13 protein-coding genes are annotated in these 14,091 nt (G+C 65.9%); 2 read left to right on the top strand and 11 right to left on the bottom strand.

Annotated features, from left to right (window positions below; all coding sequences use genetic code 11):
• Positions 1 to 232: 232 nt before the first annotated feature.
• The 11 genes from lpxC to ftsW form a co-directional block, all read right to left on the bottom strand.
• On the bottom strand, positions 233 to 1,168 hold the full coding sequence (gene lpxC / locus R2C4_RS05875) for a UDP-3-O-acyl-N-acetylglucosamine deacetylase (RefSeq protein WP_058284437.1): 936 nt from the start codon (positions 1,166 to 1,168) through the stop codon (positions 233 to 235).
• Between the two features lie 211 nt (positions 1,169 to 1,379).
• Positions 1,380 to 3,083, bottom strand: coding sequence for a cell division protein FtsZ (gene ftsZ / locus R2C4_RS05870; protein WP_141889945.1), 1,704 nt, complete (start codon positions 3,081 to 3,083; stop codon positions 1,380 to 1,382).
• A 370-nt stretch (positions 3,084 to 3,453) separates the two neighbouring features.
• On the bottom strand, positions 3,454 to 4,788 hold the full coding sequence (gene ftsA, locus R2C4_RS05865; protein ID WP_058284496.1) for a cell division protein FtsA: 1,335 nt from the start codon (positions 4,786 to 4,788) through the stop codon (positions 3,454 to 3,456).
• Between the two features lies 1 nt (position 4,789).
• Positions 4,790 to 5,683, bottom strand: coding sequence for a cell division protein FtsQ/DivIB (locus R2C4_RS05860; protein WP_058284435.1), 894 nt, complete (start codon positions 5,681 to 5,683; stop codon positions 4,790 to 4,792).
• The gene (locus tag R2C4_RS05855; RefSeq protein WP_244940823.1) at positions 5,671 to 6,549 is read right to left on the bottom strand and encodes a D-alanine--D-alanine ligase; all 879 of its coding nucleotides are present in this window, start codon (positions 6,547 to 6,549) and stop codon (positions 5,671 to 5,673) included. The genes R2C4_RS05860 and R2C4_RS05855 overlap by 13 nt, the downstream gene beginning before the upstream one ends.
• A gap of 359 nt (positions 6,550 to 6,908) precedes the next feature.
• Positions 6,909 to 7,850 carry a UDP-N-acetylmuramate dehydrogenase gene (gene murB, locus R2C4_RS05850; protein WP_141889943.1) on the bottom strand — a complete coding sequence of 314 codons (942 nt, stop codon included), beginning with the start codon at positions 7,848 to 7,850 and terminating at the stop codon, positions 6,909 to 6,911.
• Positions 7,802 to 8,113 carry a hypothetical protein gene (locus tag R2C4_RS05845; protein WP_141889942.1) on the bottom strand — a complete coding sequence of 104 codons (312 nt, stop codon included), beginning with the start codon at positions 8,111 to 8,113 and terminating at the stop codon, positions 7,802 to 7,804. Before R2C4_RS05845 ends, murB begins: the two co-directional genes overlap by 49 nt.
• Positions 8,114 to 8,249: 136 nt before the next feature.
• Positions 8,250 to 8,498 (bottom strand): DUF2484 family protein, encoded by a 249-nt coding sequence (locus R2C4_RS05840; RefSeq protein WP_141889941.1) that lies wholly within the window; start codon positions 8,496 to 8,498, stop codon positions 8,250 to 8,252.
• Between the two features lie 100 nt (positions 8,499 to 8,598).
• Positions 8,599 to 9,996, bottom strand: coding sequence for a UDP-N-acetylmuramate--L-alanine ligase (murC, locus tag R2C4_RS05835; protein ID WP_141889940.1), 1,398 nt, complete (start codon positions 9,994 to 9,996; stop codon positions 8,599 to 8,601).
• Between the two features lie 5 nt (positions 9,997 to 10,001).
• Complete coding sequence (locus R2C4_RS05830; RefSeq protein ID WP_141889939.1) at positions 10,002 to 11,093, bottom strand: UDP-N-acetylglucosamine--N-acetylmuramyl-(pentapeptide) pyrophosphoryl-undecaprenol N-acetylglucosamine transferase; 1,092 nt, start codon at positions 11,091 to 11,093, stop codon at positions 10,002 to 10,004.
• 26 nt (positions 11,094 to 11,119) lie between these two features.
• On the bottom strand, positions 11,120 to 12,286 hold the full coding sequence (gene ftsW, locus R2C4_RS05825; RefSeq protein ID WP_058284428.1) for a putative lipid II flippase FtsW: 1,167 nt from the start codon (positions 12,284 to 12,286) through the stop codon (positions 11,120 to 11,122).
• A gap of 236 nt (positions 12,287 to 12,522) precedes the next feature.
• Here ftsW and R2C4_RS05820 point away from each other — a divergent pair, with 236 nt between their 5' ends.
• Together R2C4_RS05820 and R2C4_RS05815 are read left to right on the top strand one after the other, a co-directional pair.
• Positions 12,523 to 13,704: a BaiN/RdsA family NAD(P)/FAD-dependent oxidoreductase gene (locus R2C4_RS05820; RefSeq protein ID WP_141889938.1), complete on the top strand. Its 1,182-nt coding sequence runs from the start codon at positions 12,523 to 12,525 to the stop codon at positions 13,702 to 13,704.
• A gap of 66 nt (positions 13,705 to 13,770) precedes the next feature.
• Positions 13,771 to 14,064 carry a putative quinol monooxygenase gene (locus R2C4_RS05815; RefSeq protein ID WP_141889937.1) on the top strand — a complete coding sequence of 98 codons (294 nt, stop codon included), beginning with the start codon at positions 13,771 to 13,773 and terminating at the stop codon, positions 14,062 to 14,064.
• Positions 14,065 to 14,091 lie beyond the last annotated feature (27 nt).

Genomic DNA, 14,091 nt, shown 5'->3' with positions numbered 1-14,091 from the left:
AACCTCACCGTCATTGACTTACGGGTGTCCGCCCCGGTTATGCCGTCTCTAGCACATTCGAATGGCGCGCAAAACGCCTTTCGCCACTTCCGCGCTCACTTGGCAGAGAAAGCGGCCTGCGGTCAAGGCTGTACGGGAAGGCACGCCCCCGGCGCCGCCCTTCCGGCCGCAGGAAAAGACCCGGGACAAGGGGGTCCCGGGCCAGTTGTCCGCTCGTTCCTGGTTTTCTGCCTTATGCCACGCGGCGTTGTTCCGACGGGATTTCCGACCAGATCAGCCCCTGCCCGGGAAGCCGTGCGGTCATCGCCGCATCGCAGGCGACGGCCCGGACCGCGCCGGGCTCCGCAAACAGAGCGCGTAGCAAGGTGTTGGTCAGCGCGTGCCCCGCGCGCTCGCCAACGTAGCGCCCCAAGATCGGCCCCCCGGCCAGTGCCAGATCGCCCAGGGCGTCCAGCATCTTGTGGCGTACAGGCTCATCCGAGTGGCGCAGGCCCGCGCCGCTCTCGACACGGTCCCCGTCAAACACAACCGCGTTCTCGCCCGGCACACCGCCCAGGGCCAGACCGTTGGCCTGCATGGATTCGACATCCGCCTGGCGGCAGAAGGTGCGGCTGTCGCACAGCTCGCGCGCAAAGCTGCCGTTGCGCATGTCCAGAACCTTGCTCTGGCGGCCAATGCCGGCCTCGGCAAAGTCGATGTGGAATTCGATGGTCAGCCGGTCCGACGGCAGCAGGGTGGCGCGGGCGCCGTCCTTTTCGACAGTCACCGGCTTCAGCACCTCAAAAGCGGTCGCCGGGACGCCCTGGCGCTGCACACCATACTTCATGATGCCGCGCACAAACGGCGCTGAGGAGCCATCCACGATCGGCACTTCCGGGCCGTCGATCTCGATCAGCGCATTATGCACGCCGCAGCCGGCCAGGGCCGCCATGACATGCTCAACGGTGGAAACGCTGACGCCGGAGGTGTTGACCAGCCGGGTGCAGAGCGGGCTGCGCTCCACCAGGTCCCAGCGCGCCGGAACCACGGTGTTGCCCAATGCAATGTCGGTGCGTTTGAACACGATCCCATGCCCCGCCGGAGCCGGGTTCAGGACCATGCGGGCGGGCTTACCGGAATGCAGGCCGACCCCTTCAAATGCCACCGATGCCTTGAGCGTATTCTGCACGTTGTGCCTCTTTTCACCATGTCCGGCCTCACGGGCCGTGTTGCGAAAGAGAGTTAAGGTTTTGGAAAAAATCCTACAACTCAATCTTTGTAACGGTTTGAAACATGGCTGTAACAGATAGGCAAAACACCGCTCAGATCCGCCCAAACCCTTGATAAAAAACAAAGAAAGCCGCCCCAAGGCGGCTTTCTTCAGCGTGATAAGTGATGCGTCAGTTTGCCTGGCGGCGCAGGAAAGCGGGGATTTCGATGCGTTCCTGGTCGGGATCGGGCTGATGTGCCTGGGCCTGCTGCGGCTGCGCCGAGGGGGCCGGCGCCTGCATCGCGGGCTGCTGGCGCACGGCCTGCGGCTGATGCTTCGCTGCCGGAGCTTCGGCCGTTCCGGTCATCCGGTGGATCAGCGAATTGAGGCCAAAGCGGCGCTGCCCCTCGGGCTGCTGCTGGTGCTGGTGCTGCTGCTGCGGTGCCGGCGAAACCGGCGCCACCTGGCGCGGCTGCTGGGCGTGCGGCTGCTGAACCCGCTGGGCAGCCGCCTGCAGCCGCTCCAGCGCCTGCGGCGACGGGGTGCCCGGTGCGGGTGCCTTGGGCGCGACAAAGACGTCGGGCTGCTGGGTGGCGGTATCCGCCTGCGGGCGGAATTCCGGCACCTGCGGCCGATAGGCCGGCGGCGGCAGGCCGTCGTCGCCCATTTGCTCCGGCTCTTCGAAAACGTCGTCGGACTGCTCTTGCGCGGCGGCCTGCTGCACGTTCAGCTCTTCAAACAGCGACGGCTCTTCCAGGGTGGCGGCGGCCTCTGCGGCTTGCGGCGCCGGCGCGGGCTCCGCGGCCCGCGGCGCTTCAACCGGGGTTTGCAGTTCCAGCGGCGCGGCGCGGGTTTCCTCGACGGTAACGGTCTGGCGCAGCGGTGCCGACATCGGGCGGCGCGGCACCGGCATATCGGTGTTCACGTCGGTGGCGTCGATGCCGGTGGCAACGACGGAGACCCGCATCCGGCCTTCCATGCCGGTGTCCAGGGTAGAGCCGACGATGATGTTGGCATCCGGATCCACTTCCTCGCGGATGCGGTTGGCGGCCTCGTCCAGTTCGAACAGGGTCAGGTCGTGGCTGCCGGTGATGTTGATCAGCACGCCCTTGGCGCCCTTGAGGCTGATCTCGTCCAGCAGCGGGTTGGCGATCGCCTTCTCGGCGGCCTGCACGGCGCGGTCTTCGCCTTCGCCCTCGCCGGTGCCCATCATCGCCTTGCCCATCTCGTCCATCACCGCGCGGACGTCGGCAAAGTCGAGGTTGATCAGGCCCGGACGGACCATCAGGTCGGTCACGCCCTTGACGCCCTGGTACAGCACGTCATCCGCCATCGAGAACGCCTCGGTGAAGGTGGTCTTCTCGTTGGCGAGGCGGAACAGGTTCTGGTTCGGGATGATGATCAGCGTGTCGACCACCTTCTGCAGGCTCTCGACGCCGGCCTCAGCCTGGCGCATCCGCTTCAGGCCCTCGAACTGGAACGGCTTGGTCACGACGCCGACGGTCAGCACACCCAGTTCCCGCGCGGCCTGCGCGATAATCGGCGCCGCACCGGTGCCGGTGCCGCCGCCCATGCCCGCGGTGATGAAGCACATATGCGCGCCGGCCAGGTGGTCGACGATCTGCTCGATGCTTTCCTCAGCGGCGGCAGAGCCGACCTGCGGGCGGGCGCCTGCACCCAGACCTTCGGTCACTTTCACACCCAGCTGGATGCGGGCCTTGGCCGCGCTCTGCTGCAGCGCCTGCGCGTCGGTATTGGCCACGACGAATTCAACGCCGTCCAATTCTTTCTCGATCATGTTGTTGACGGCGTTGCCGCCGGCCCCGCCGACACCAAATACCGTGATCTTCGGCTTCAACTCTTCCTGCCCGGGCATCGAAAGATTCAACGTCATGCTCTTACCGCCTGTGTTACCCGCCCTCCCGCAAAGGGCTTATTCCTGTCCTATTCACCATAATCTTACCGCGGAGGGGATGTTTCGTCATCCCAAAAAGCACTTTGTGCCACAAAATAAGGTCTCATTCTAAGACCAAATCGCGGTATTTCGCCGTCCCTAGCAGATATTGCGGTTTAAGCACAAGCCACACACAACACAGCAGCAGCACCCGCACATCGCCGAGTGCGGGAGAAGGTCTGACTGGTATCTGGCTGGCCACTGCCCGGCCTGCTGACTCGCCGCTTTTCGCGGACGTTAAGCACAACTTAACGGGTCCCTCCGGCGCTGTCACGCCCTCTTTGACCATGACGGTGGAATTGAGTTCGGATTACCAGTTTTCGCGGAACCAGCGCACGGCGCGGCCCAGGGTGCCGGCCGGATGGCGGCTGGCGGGCATGTCGAAGTCCCACCATTCATCCTGCGGATGGGCCGCAAACAGGCACAAGCCCACAGCAGAGGCAAAGCCAGGCCCGGTTGCCGATTGCGGCAGGCCGTGCACCCGCAAGGGCCGGCCCAGGCGCACTTGCTGGCCCAGGATGCGGCTCGCCAGCCCGTCCAGCCCCATGATCTGGCTGGAGCCGCCGGTCAGCACGATCTGCTGGCTGGACAGGTATTCGAACCCGGCCGCATCCAGCCGCGCCCGCACTTCTTCCAGGATCTCCTCGACGCGGGGGCGCATGATGCCGATCAGCTCCGCCCGGCTGACGGTGCGGCGGTCATGCTCCCAGTCGCCGGTATCGCCGCCGATGTCGATCATGTCGCGGTCGTCGGCACCGGTGGCATGGACGCCGCCGCAAAAGGTCTTGATCCGCTCCGCATTGGACAGCGGCACCCCCAGCCCCATCGAGATGTCGCTGGTGATGTGATCGCCGCCCAGACGCACTGCGTCGGCATAGATCATGTGCTTCTTCATGAAGATCGAGATCGAGGTGGAGCCGCCGCCCATGTCGATACAGGCCGCGCCCAGCTCCTGCTCATCCTCGACCAGCGCCGAAAAGCCGGACACATAGGCCGACGAGGCAATCCCCGCCAGCTCCAGATCGCAGCGCTGAATGCAGCGCACCAGGTTCTGCACCGCGATGGCATCGACCGTCAGCATGTGCATGTCGACCGCCAGGGTCTGCCCCATCTGGCCGCGCGGATCGGCCAGGCCGGAGCGGTTGTCGAGCGCGAAATTCACCGGTTGCGCATGCAGCACTTCGCGGCCCGCGCCGTATTCCGGCACCTCGCAGGCGGCCAGCACCTGGGCGACCTCATGCTCCGACACCACTTGGCCCTCAAGATCCAGCGCCGCGTCCAGCCCGTAAGAGCGCGGATTGGCGCCGGAGAAACAGGCGATCACGTGGTCGACCCGCACTTCGGCCATCTTCTGCGCTGCCTGCACGGCGGTGCGGATGGCGCGCTCGGTCTCCTGCATGGCGGTGATCTCGCCGAACTGCACCCCGCGCGACCGCGTGGTGGCGGCGCCGATCACCCGGAAGCCCGACTGCCCGGCCAGCGCCCCGATCGAGCCGTCCTCGCTGAGGCGGCCGGTGCCGTCGAACCGCAGCACCAGGCAGGCGATCTTGGAGCTGCCCACGTCCAGAATCGCAACCACGCCGCGCTGCATCGCCTGACGGCGCATCTGCCGCATTGCCCGCTGCGACTGATAGAGATCTGTCATGTTACTGCCCGCCCCCATTCAACTGCCGGATGCGCCACCAGTTTTCCACTGCGTTTTCGGACATGCGGATGGTCGGGCGCCCAGCCAGACGCATATCCACCGCTGCCACATCGCGCTCCAGCAAATCCTGAACTTCACTCACCGCCAGCACCCGCTCCAAAGCGCGCACCGGATTTTCCGCTGGCAGCATAATGCGCTGCTTGCGGTCCAGCACCAAGTCCCAGCGCCGTTCGCCGATACGTACCAGGCCGCGCAGCCGCGGCCCCAGGGGTTTTGCCGCCGCGAACAACCGCAGCGCCTGCGCCGCGTGCCCGGCCGCCCCCTTGCCCGCGATCAGCGGCAAATCGGGATGCAGGCTGCGGCGGCCCAGCTCGGCGACATGGGTGCCGGTTTCATCCAGCAGCGCCAGCCCCTCGCGGCTGCGCCAGATCAGCGCCGGCTGGCGCTCCTCGACATCCACCTGCAGGATGCCGCCCGGGCGGATCCTGACACTTGCGGATTTCACCGGATCCAGCCCGGTGATCACATCGCGGATCTGCTCCAGATCCAGATCGAAGGAGCTGACCGGGAAATCCAGCGGCACCACCTCACGGATATCCTGGGCCACGCTGGTGCCTGCCCCGTCCACCGCCATCACCTTGACCATGAACTCGGGCCGCTCCTGAATGGCGGCGCGGGCATCGTTGACCAGCCCCTGCAGCGTGTCGCGGCGCCCCTCATCCGCCAGATAGGCGCTGCCGGCCGCCAGGACCAGGCACAGCGGCACTCCGAAGCGCAGCCCGAAGCGGATACCCGGCGTCAGCATCCAGCGCTGCAGCCGGTACTTCAGCCGCGACGGCGCCGGGTCCGCCCGCCCTTCTGCGCTGCGGCGGAACCGCCCCTTCAGCGATTGCATGAGGCATCCTCCACCATCCAGGCGCAAAGCTGGCCAAAGGTCATGCCGCAGAAAGCCGCCTGCTCCGGCACCAGCGAGGTCGGCGTCATGCCGGGCTGGGTGTTGGTCTCCAACAGCACCAGGCCGCTGGCGCCGCGGGTCTCATCCCAGCGGAAATCGGTGCGGCTGACACCGCGGCAGCCCAAAGCCTCATGCGCCTTCAGCGCATATTCCAGGCACAGGTCGTGGATTTCCCGCGGCAGGTCCGCAGGCAGCACATGGCGCGAGCCGCCCGGCTTGTACTTGGCATCATAGTCATACCAGCCGTCGGTCAGGATATCGGTCACCGTCAGCGCCCGGTCCCCGATCACGGTGGTGGTCAGCTCGCGCCCCGGCGCGTAGGTTTCCACCATCACCTGCTGCGGCATCTCCTCCGACAGCTGCGGCGGGCCGTTGGCGGCCTCATGCACGATATAGATGCCGACGCTGGAACCCTCGTTGTTGGGCTTCACCACATAGGGCGGCGCCATCACGTGGCCGGCCGTAACCTCATCCTTGCCATAAAGCCCGCTGTCCACCACCGGCAGCCCGGCAGACCGGTAGACTTCCTTGGAGCGCTGCTTATCCATCGCCAGCGCCGAGGCCAGCACCCCGGAATGGGTGTAGGGCAGGCCCAGCCACTCCAGCAGACCCTGGACGCAGCCGTCCTCGCCCCAGCGCCCGTGCAGCGCGTTGAACACCACATCCGGCTTTGCCTCTGCCAGGCGCGCATGCAGATCCCGGCCTGCGTCCACCTCAACAACCTCGAACCCCTCACCGCGCAAAGCGGCCGCGCATTCACGGCCGCTGGACAGCGATACCTCGCGTTCGGCTGACGGTCCGCCCATCAGCACCGCGACTTTCGGGAGTGCCCTGCTCGACTTACTCACCACGAAGCGCCTCAATATGCGGGGCTTTTCTGCCCCTGGTTCTTGGAGCCCTGAACGGGCCCGCCTTATACCTTGGTGCCGGGGTTCCCCCGGCCGGTTCTTGCGGGGCTGCGCGCCCCAGTGTCTGGCGGGGCTGCAGCCCCTTCAACCGGCATGCCATTGCCGCCTCTTCGGCACCCTAACGCCCAAATCCTTACCGGCGCGTTAACACTGCCTTTACCACGTTTAACAATTGCCGCTGCCCGGGTCCCGCCGGAACCACATGGTGACCCCAAGCTGCGGCAACAGAAGCCTTTGTCAGCATTCAGGTTTTCAAGCTATTCGGGAAGCGGATCACCTATCCGCATGATTTCCCACTCTAGCCTGATGCCGGAATTCTCGTAAACCTTTTTCCGCACGTCTTCGCCCAGGCCTTCCAGATCTGCGGCAGTGGCGCCACCGGTGTTGATCAGGAAGTTGGAATGCTTTTCGCTCATCTGCGCAGCCCCGCGCCGGGCGCCGCGCATACCGGCGTCGTCGATCACTTTCCAGGCCTTCAGGTCATGCACATCATCCGCCTGCCCGGTCGAAGAGAACCCTGCCGGGTTGCGGAAGGTGGACCCGGCCGAACGGTCCTTGACCGGCTGGGTCTCATCCCGCTTGTGCAGCTGCGCTTCCATCCGCGCGTGCAGCTCCGCCGGGTCGCCCTTGGGGCCGCGCAGTGTGGCCGAAACCAGAACCGCGCCTTCGGGAAAGTCGGTCTGGCGGTACTGAAAGCCGAGCTCATCAGCGGTGATCTCGCGGATCTCGCCTGCCCGCGTCACGATAGTGGCAGAGACAAAAACATCCGCGGTATAGCTTCCGTAGCAGCCCGCGTTCATCCGCACCGCACCGCCGATCGAGCCGGGAATGGTGCGCAGGAAGGTGAGGTCGATACCCGCATCCGCCGCTTTTTTCGCCACATGCGAATCCAGCGCCGCGGCCCCGGCGGTTACGGTATCGCCGTCTGTTTCAATGCCGTTAAAGCCGCGGCCCAGCCGGATCACCACGGCGCGCAATCCGCCGTCGCGCACGATCAGGTTGGAGCCGACCCCCATCGGGAACACCTGCACGCCCGGGTCCAGCTGGCGCAGGAAGTCTGCCAGATCCTCAGTATCCGCAGGCTGAAACAGGTGGTCGGCCGGGCCGCCCACCCGCAGCCAGGTCAGCTCCGCCAGCAGCTTTTGCCGGGTCAGCCGCCCGCGAGCCGCCGGAAGTATGATTTCAGAACGCGCCGCCATCGTCTTTTCTGCCCCAGTTTCCAGCCTATGAACGCGCACAGTCCGTAAACAAGATGGCCGTTGAAATAAAGGGACAACACGACCTGGCGGACGTCGTGTTCATGATTCTGCTCAAACCGGCTGACCGCCAGCCAGATCAGAATGGCCACCCAAACCAGCACCAGACCCTTGGCCAGCCGGTGCCACCGGTGGCGGGCGAGAATATAAAATCCGAACAGCCAAGCGGCGCCGAACGCCAGCCAGATTGCAATCACAGCGGCCATACAAGCCTCCCCGCCGGCAGACACATGCCGGCACTCAAAAACAGAACCGAATAATCCTAGGGCAGTCGTATTTCTCAGGCAGTAATACCGGCGGACTGGAAAAATTTCGTTAAGCGCACCACCCGGGGTGCGCCTGTCAGCGCCGCAGCGAGCGCCTGATATAGCGGCCCAGGTAAATGACCGGCCAGCGCAGCACCGACATCCCCGCCAGCAGCAGCGCCAGCCCCCACCAGGGGCCGTTCTCCCAGGTCACATAGCCCAGCAGCGGAATCCACAGCGCAATCAGCACGTAGGCCCGAGTCCAATGGCCGTCGCGGCTGGGAATCATCGCCAGGATATTGGCGGCCAGCGCCCAGACGGCAGCAAGGGTCAGCGACAGCGTCACACCGCGTTCCTCACCCTGCCAGCTTCTTCTGGCCGGAAATATCCCGGGGGGAGCCGCCACCGGCGGCGGGGGGCAGAGCCCCCGTCTGCTGCCGCACCCCTCAGCGTTCCAGCCTTTCAGGCAGGCCGTTGGCCCAGGTGCTGATGGTGCCCGCGCCCAGGCAGACAACCATGTCGCCGGGACGGGCCTGCTCGCGCACCAGGCGCTCCAGGTCTTCCTCGTTCAGCAGGGCACGCGCGTGGCGGTGGCCGTGGCGGATCAGGCCCGCCACCAGGTCATCGCGGCTGGCGCCCTCGATCGGCTCTTCGCCCGCGGCAAAGACCTCGGCGATTGCCACCACATCGGCCTCGTTGAAGCAGGCGCAGAAATCTTCAAACAGATTCGACAGCCGCGAATAGCGGTGCGGCTGATGCACCGCAATGACCCGCCCCTCGCAGGCCTGGCGCGCCGCCTTCAGCACCGCGGCGATTTCCACCGGGTGGTGGCCGTAATCGTCGATGATGGTGACGCCGTTCACTTCACCCACCTTGGTGAAGCGCCGGTTGACGCCGCCGAAGGCCGCCAGCGCCTCGCGGATCTCAGTGCTGTTCATGCCCAGATGCCGCGCCACCGCAACCGCCGACAGCGCGTTGGAGACATTGTGGTCTCCCGGCATCGGCAGGGTGCAGCCTTCGATCACCCGCTCCTCGGCCTGCAGCACCACGTCGAAATGCGCGACACCCGCCTTGTAGGTCAGGTTCACCGCCCGCACATCGGCCTGCGCGTTGAAACCATAGGTCACCACCCGGCGGTCGGAAATCCGGCCCACCAGCGCCTGCACCTCAGCATGGTCGGTGCAGCAGACCGCGATGCCGTAGAACGGGATGTTGGAGACAAACTCCAGAAACCCGTCGCGCAAGCGATCGAAGTCGCCCCAGTGCTCCATATGCTCCGGGTCGATATTGGTCACCACGGCGATGGTCGCGGGCAGCCGGTTGAAGGAGCCGTCGCTTTCATCCGCCTCGACCACCATCCATTCGCCCTGCCCCATCCGCGCGTTGGAGCCATAGGCGTGAATGATGCCGCCGTTGATGATTGTCGGATCAAAGCCGCCGGCCACCATCAGTTCCGCCATCATCGTGGTGGTGGTGGTCTTGCCGTGGGTGCCGGCAATGGCAACGTTCGACTTCAGCCGCATCAGCTCGGCCAGCATGTCGGCGCGGCGCACCACCGGCAGGCCGCGCAGCCGGGCCTCGTCCAGCTCCGGATTGCCCGGCTTGATCGCCGAGGAGATCACCACAACCGCGGCCTCCTCCAGGTTCTCCGCCTTCTGGCCCACGAAGATGCGCGCGCCCAGCTCTTGCAGCCGGCTGGTGATCTTGGAGGATTTCAGGTCCGACCCCTGCACCATATAGCCGAGGTTCAACAGCACCTCGGCGATGCCCGACATGCCGATGCCCCCGATGCCGACAAAGTGGATCGGGCCGACGTCACCGGGCAGTTTGGTTGCAGGGTTCATAACGTTTATCCTTCTTCGGCCAGCTGTTCCACCAAGGCCGCCAGGCGTTCGGTGGCATCGGGAACCCCGGCGTCTAGTGCGGCCGCCGCCATCTGCGTGGCGGCCCGCGGGTTACTCAGAATTGCGCCCATATGCTCCGCCAGCACCGGGATATCAAGGGCGCTTTCCGGGATCATCACGGCGGCATCGGCGTCAACCAGCCCGCGGGCGTTTGCGGTCTGATGATCGCCTGCCGCGGCGGCAAAGGGGATCAGGATCGAGGGCCGCCCGATGATCGAGATATCGGCGACCGAAGACGCCCCCGAACGCGAGATCACCAGCTGCGCCTCCGACATGCGGGCGGGCACGTCGGTGAAAAAGGTCTGCACGTCAGCGTTGATGCCATGTTCGGCATAATACACATTGACCCGCTCCAGGTCTTCTTCCCGCGCCTGATGCGAGACGCGCAGGTGCCGGCGGAGCTCCTCCGGCAGCGCGGCCACCGCAGGGGGCACCACATCGCTCAGGATCCGCGCGCCCTGGCTGCCGCCCATCACCAGGAGCGACATCGGATAGTCGCCCGGCGGGATATAGGCGGCACCGGCCCGCTCCCTCACCGCGGCCCGCACCGGGTTGCCCGCGTGTTCATGCGGCACCCCATCGGGCAAAGCTGTCGGCCAGGTGCCGCAGGCCACGCCCGCCACCCGCTTGGCAAACAGCTGGTTCACCCGGCCCAGCACGCCGTTCTGCTCATGGATCATCCGCGGCAGCTTCAGCAGCGTGGCCGCCCCCAGCGCCGGGATCGACGGGTAGCCGCCGAACCCGATCACCGCATCAGGCCGCTCCCGCCGCATTTGCGCGGCCATCGACACAACGCCGGCCGCGATCTTCGGCCCCGCCAGCGCCTTGGCCAGCAGCCCTCCCTGGGCAAAGGTGGCAGAGGACACCTCGGAAATCTCCACCGCGCTTGGAAAGGCGGCGGTGTAGCGCGCGCCGCGCGCATCCGTCGACAGCTTCACCCGCCAGCCGCGCGCCAGCATCGCCTCGGCCAGCGCCTGTGCAGGAAACATATGGCCGCCGGTTCCGCCGGCAGCCATCAATAGCAGTTTCTGTGCCATCCAAGTTGGTCTCTTTCCAAATCTCGTCAGCGGCCGCGGCCGTTCAGGTAATCGGCAATCCCGCCCTGCGGGCGCGTCCGGGTAAAGGCCAGCAGCATACCCACTGCGATCCCGGTGGCAATCAGCGAGGATCCGCCGTAGCTGACAAACGGCAAGGTCATGCCTTTGGCGGGCAAGAGCCGAACCGCAACCCCCATGTTGATCATCGCCTGCACGCCGAACATGCACACGAGGCCGGTGCCTGCGAGCCGGATGAAAGTATCGCGCTCGCGCATCAGCCGGAACAGCGAGCGCACCACGATCAGCGCATAAAGCGCGATCAGCACCGCCACCAGCACCAGCCCGTATTCCTCTGCCGCGACGGCGACGATGAAATCGGTGTGGGCATCGGGCAGTGACCATTTCACCTGCCCCTCGCCGACGCCGACGCCGAATAAACCGCCCTCGCGGATCGCGTTGGTGGCATAGCCCAGCTGGGTGGTGGGATCGACATCCGGGTTCAGGAAGCCGTCGATGCGGCGGGCAAAGTGTTCCGAGCTGTTATAGGCAAAGATACCGCCCATCACGACCACGGCAGCCATGCACACCAGCAGCAGCATCGGCGCGCCAGCCACAAAATACATCACGCCCCAGCCGAACAGGATCAGGCTTGCCTGGCCGAAATCAGGCTGCAGAACCAGCATCATCACCACCATCATGCACAGCGCGAAGGACATCAGCGTGCCCGGCGGGCCGTTGATCTGCTGGCTGGCGGCAATCATCCAGGCGGCGACCACGATGAAGCCGGGCTTCAGGAACTCCGACGGCTGCAGCGAGGCAAAGCCCAGCGAATACCAGCGCACCGCGCCTTTGCCGAAATCGGTGCCGAAAATGGGCAGAAACGCCAGCGCCACAAAGGCCACGGCAAAGCCGACCACCGCCAGCCGCCGCACCAGCACCGGCGACATCACCGAAGTCACCAGCATCGCCGCCAGCGCCGTCAGGCCGAACACCGCCTGCCGCTGCACATAGTGGAAATTACCGAAGCCGTTGCGCTCCGCCAGCGGCACCGAAGCCGCAAGCCCCAGCAGCAGGCCGATCACGAACAGCATCAGGATGCAGGACATCGTCCATTTATCCAGCGTCCGCCACCATTTCGGAAGGATCGGCTCGCCTGCCCGCACAGGAACCGCGCCATAGACCATCTCAGTCATGGGAATACCGCCACTAATTGCCTCGCTCCGCCCCATTTTTCGGGGTCTCCCTTAAACTGTAACGATTCGTGAGCGCTGGCGCCAGAAAAAGAACGCCCCTCGGCGGAATCCCACCGCCCCGCCGCAGGCCTGCCTTGACAGGCAAGAAGCCGCCCGCTTGCCGCCGGCGATGCGCAAACAGCCGCCGCCGGGACCTCCCTCTTGCGCCGGCGCCGGTTCCGTGGTCGATGCGCGCCATGCGGACAAACACCCTGATTCTCGGCGCCGGCGCGGCCGGCATGATGTGCGCGCGCCATTCCGGCGGCAGCACCCTGGTGATCGACCACGCCAAGGCGCCGGGCGAGAAGATCCGCATCTCCGGCGGCGGCCGCTGCAACTTCACCAACATGTACGCGGAGGCGAAGAACTACCTCTCCGCCAATCCGCATTTCTGCAAGTCGGCGCTGGCCCGCTACACCCAGTGGGACTTCATCGCACTGGTGGACCGCCACGGCATCGCCTGGCACGAGAAAACCCTGGGCCAGCTGTTCTGCGACGGCTCCGCCAAGCAGATCATCGCCATGCTGACGCAGGAGATGGCGCAGGCCGGCGCGGACCTGTGGCTGCAGACCTCGGTCGAGGCCGTGGAGCAGACCGCGGAGGGCTACACGGTCCGGCTCCTGCGCGAGGGCAAGGCGCAGACCGTCACCTGCCGCAACCTGGTGCTGGCCACCGGCGGCAAGTCGATCCCCAAGATGGGCGCCACAGGCCTCGCCTATGACCTCGCCCGCCAGTTCGGGCTGGAGGTCACGGACACCCGTCCGGCGCTGGTGCCCTTCACCTTCCCCGACGGGCGCTTCCAGCCGCTGGCCGGCGTCTCCCTGCCTGCACGCCTCAGCAACCACCGCACCTCTTTTGACGAAGCGCTGCTGTTCACCCACCGCGGCCTCTCCGGCCCGTCGGTGCTGCAGCTCTCCTCCTACTGGCGCGAGGGGGAGGAGATCACGGCCAACCTGATCCCCGGGACGCCGCTTTACGACCTGCTGCGCGACCAGCGCCAGGCCGGGGGCCGCCGCGACCTGACCACCGAGCTGTCCCGCCACCTGCCCGGAAAACTGGTGGAGTTCCTCGCGCCCCAGCTTGGCCTCAAGGGCCGTCTGGCCGACCAGTCCGACGCCGCGCTCGCCGCGCTGTGCGAGACCTTGCAGAACTGGCGCCTGCTGCCCGCGGGCACAGAAGGCTACCGCACGGCGGAGGTCACTTTGGGCGGCATCAGCACCGATGGCCTCTCCTCCAAAACGATGGAGGCCAAAGCCGCCCCCGGCCTCTACGCCATCGGCGAGGCGGTGGACGTGACCGGCTGGCTCGGCGGCTACAACTTCCAATGGGCCTGGTCGTCAGGCCATGCCGCGGGCACCGCCATCGCCGCCAAGGGCTAAGCGCAGCTTTACTCCAAGCCGCCCGCCGGCTATTTAGTTATCGTGATAACTTAAATGGAGTTTCCCATGACCGCCCCTTTTCAATTGTTCGCCAAGATCACGCCCAAGCCGGAACACCAGGACGCCGTCCGGGACAGCCTGCTCAGCATTCTCGCCCAGACACGCGCCGAGCCGGGCTGCCTCAAGTTCAACCTGCTCGAAGGCCGTGACGGCACCTGTTTTTATCTGGACGAGGAATGGGCCAGCGACGGCGCGCTGGCAGAGCATTACGCCGCCCCCTACATCGCCCCGATCTTTGCCAAATACGAAGACTGGCTGGCGGCACCGGTCGAAATCCACAAGATGACGCCGCTGGCCTGAACGCCGGTGTTCTTCCTCAAGGATCTC

Origin of the sequence: Leisingera aquaemixtae (assembly GCF_006740765.1) — a bacterium.
Lineage (GTDB): Bacteria > Pseudomonadota > Alphaproteobacteria > Rhodobacterales > Rhodobacteraceae > Leisingera > Leisingera aquaemixtae.
The sequence above is the reverse complement of the archived record's forward strand: the minus strand, read 5'-3'. Positions and strand labels throughout refer to the sequence as shown.

Bases quoted from the DNA above. Each gene is read 5' to 3' on its own strand.
- ftsZ (WP_141889945.1), bottom strand. From the start codon at position 3,083: ATGACGTTGAATCTTTCGATGCCCGGGCAGGAAGAGTTGAAGCCGAAG.
- ftsA (WP_058284496.1), bottom strand. From the start codon at position 4,788: ATGACAGATCTCTATCAGTCGCAGCGGGCAATGCGGCAGATGCGCCGT.
- R2C4_RS05860 (WP_058284435.1), bottom strand. From the start codon at position 5,683: ATGCAATCGCTGAAGGGGCGGTTCCGCCGCAGCGCAGAAGGGCGGGCG.
- R2C4_RS05855 (WP_244940823.1), bottom strand. From the start codon at position 6,549: ATGGGCGGACCGTCAGCCGAACGCGAGGTATCGCTGTCCAGCGGCCGT.
- murB (WP_141889943.1), bottom strand. From the start codon at position 7,850: ATGGCGGCGCGTTCTGAAATCATACTTCCGGCGGCTCGCGGGCGGCTG.
- R2C4_RS05845 (WP_141889942.1), bottom strand. From the start codon at position 8,113: ATGGCCGCTGTGATTGCAATCTGGCTGGCGTTCGGCGCCGCTTGGCTG.
- murC (WP_141889940.1), bottom strand. From the start codon at position 9,996: ATGAACCCTGCAACCAAACTGCCCGGTGACGTCGGCCCGATCCACTTT.
- R2C4_RS05830 (WP_141889939.1), bottom strand. From the start codon at position 11,093: ATGGCACAGAAACTGCTATTGATGGCTGCCGGCGGAACCGGCGGCCAT.
- ftsW (WP_058284428.1), bottom strand. From the start codon at position 12,286: ATGACTGAGATGGTCTATGGCGCGGTTCCTGTGCGGGCAGGCGAGCCG.
- R2C4_RS05820 (WP_141889938.1), top strand. From the start codon at position 12,523: ATGCGGACAAACACCCTGATTCTCGGCGCCGGCGCGGCCGGCATGATG.
- R2C4_RS05815 (WP_141889937.1), top strand. From the start codon at position 13,771: ATGACCGCCCCTTTTCAATTGTTCGCCAAGATCACGCCCAAGCCGGAA.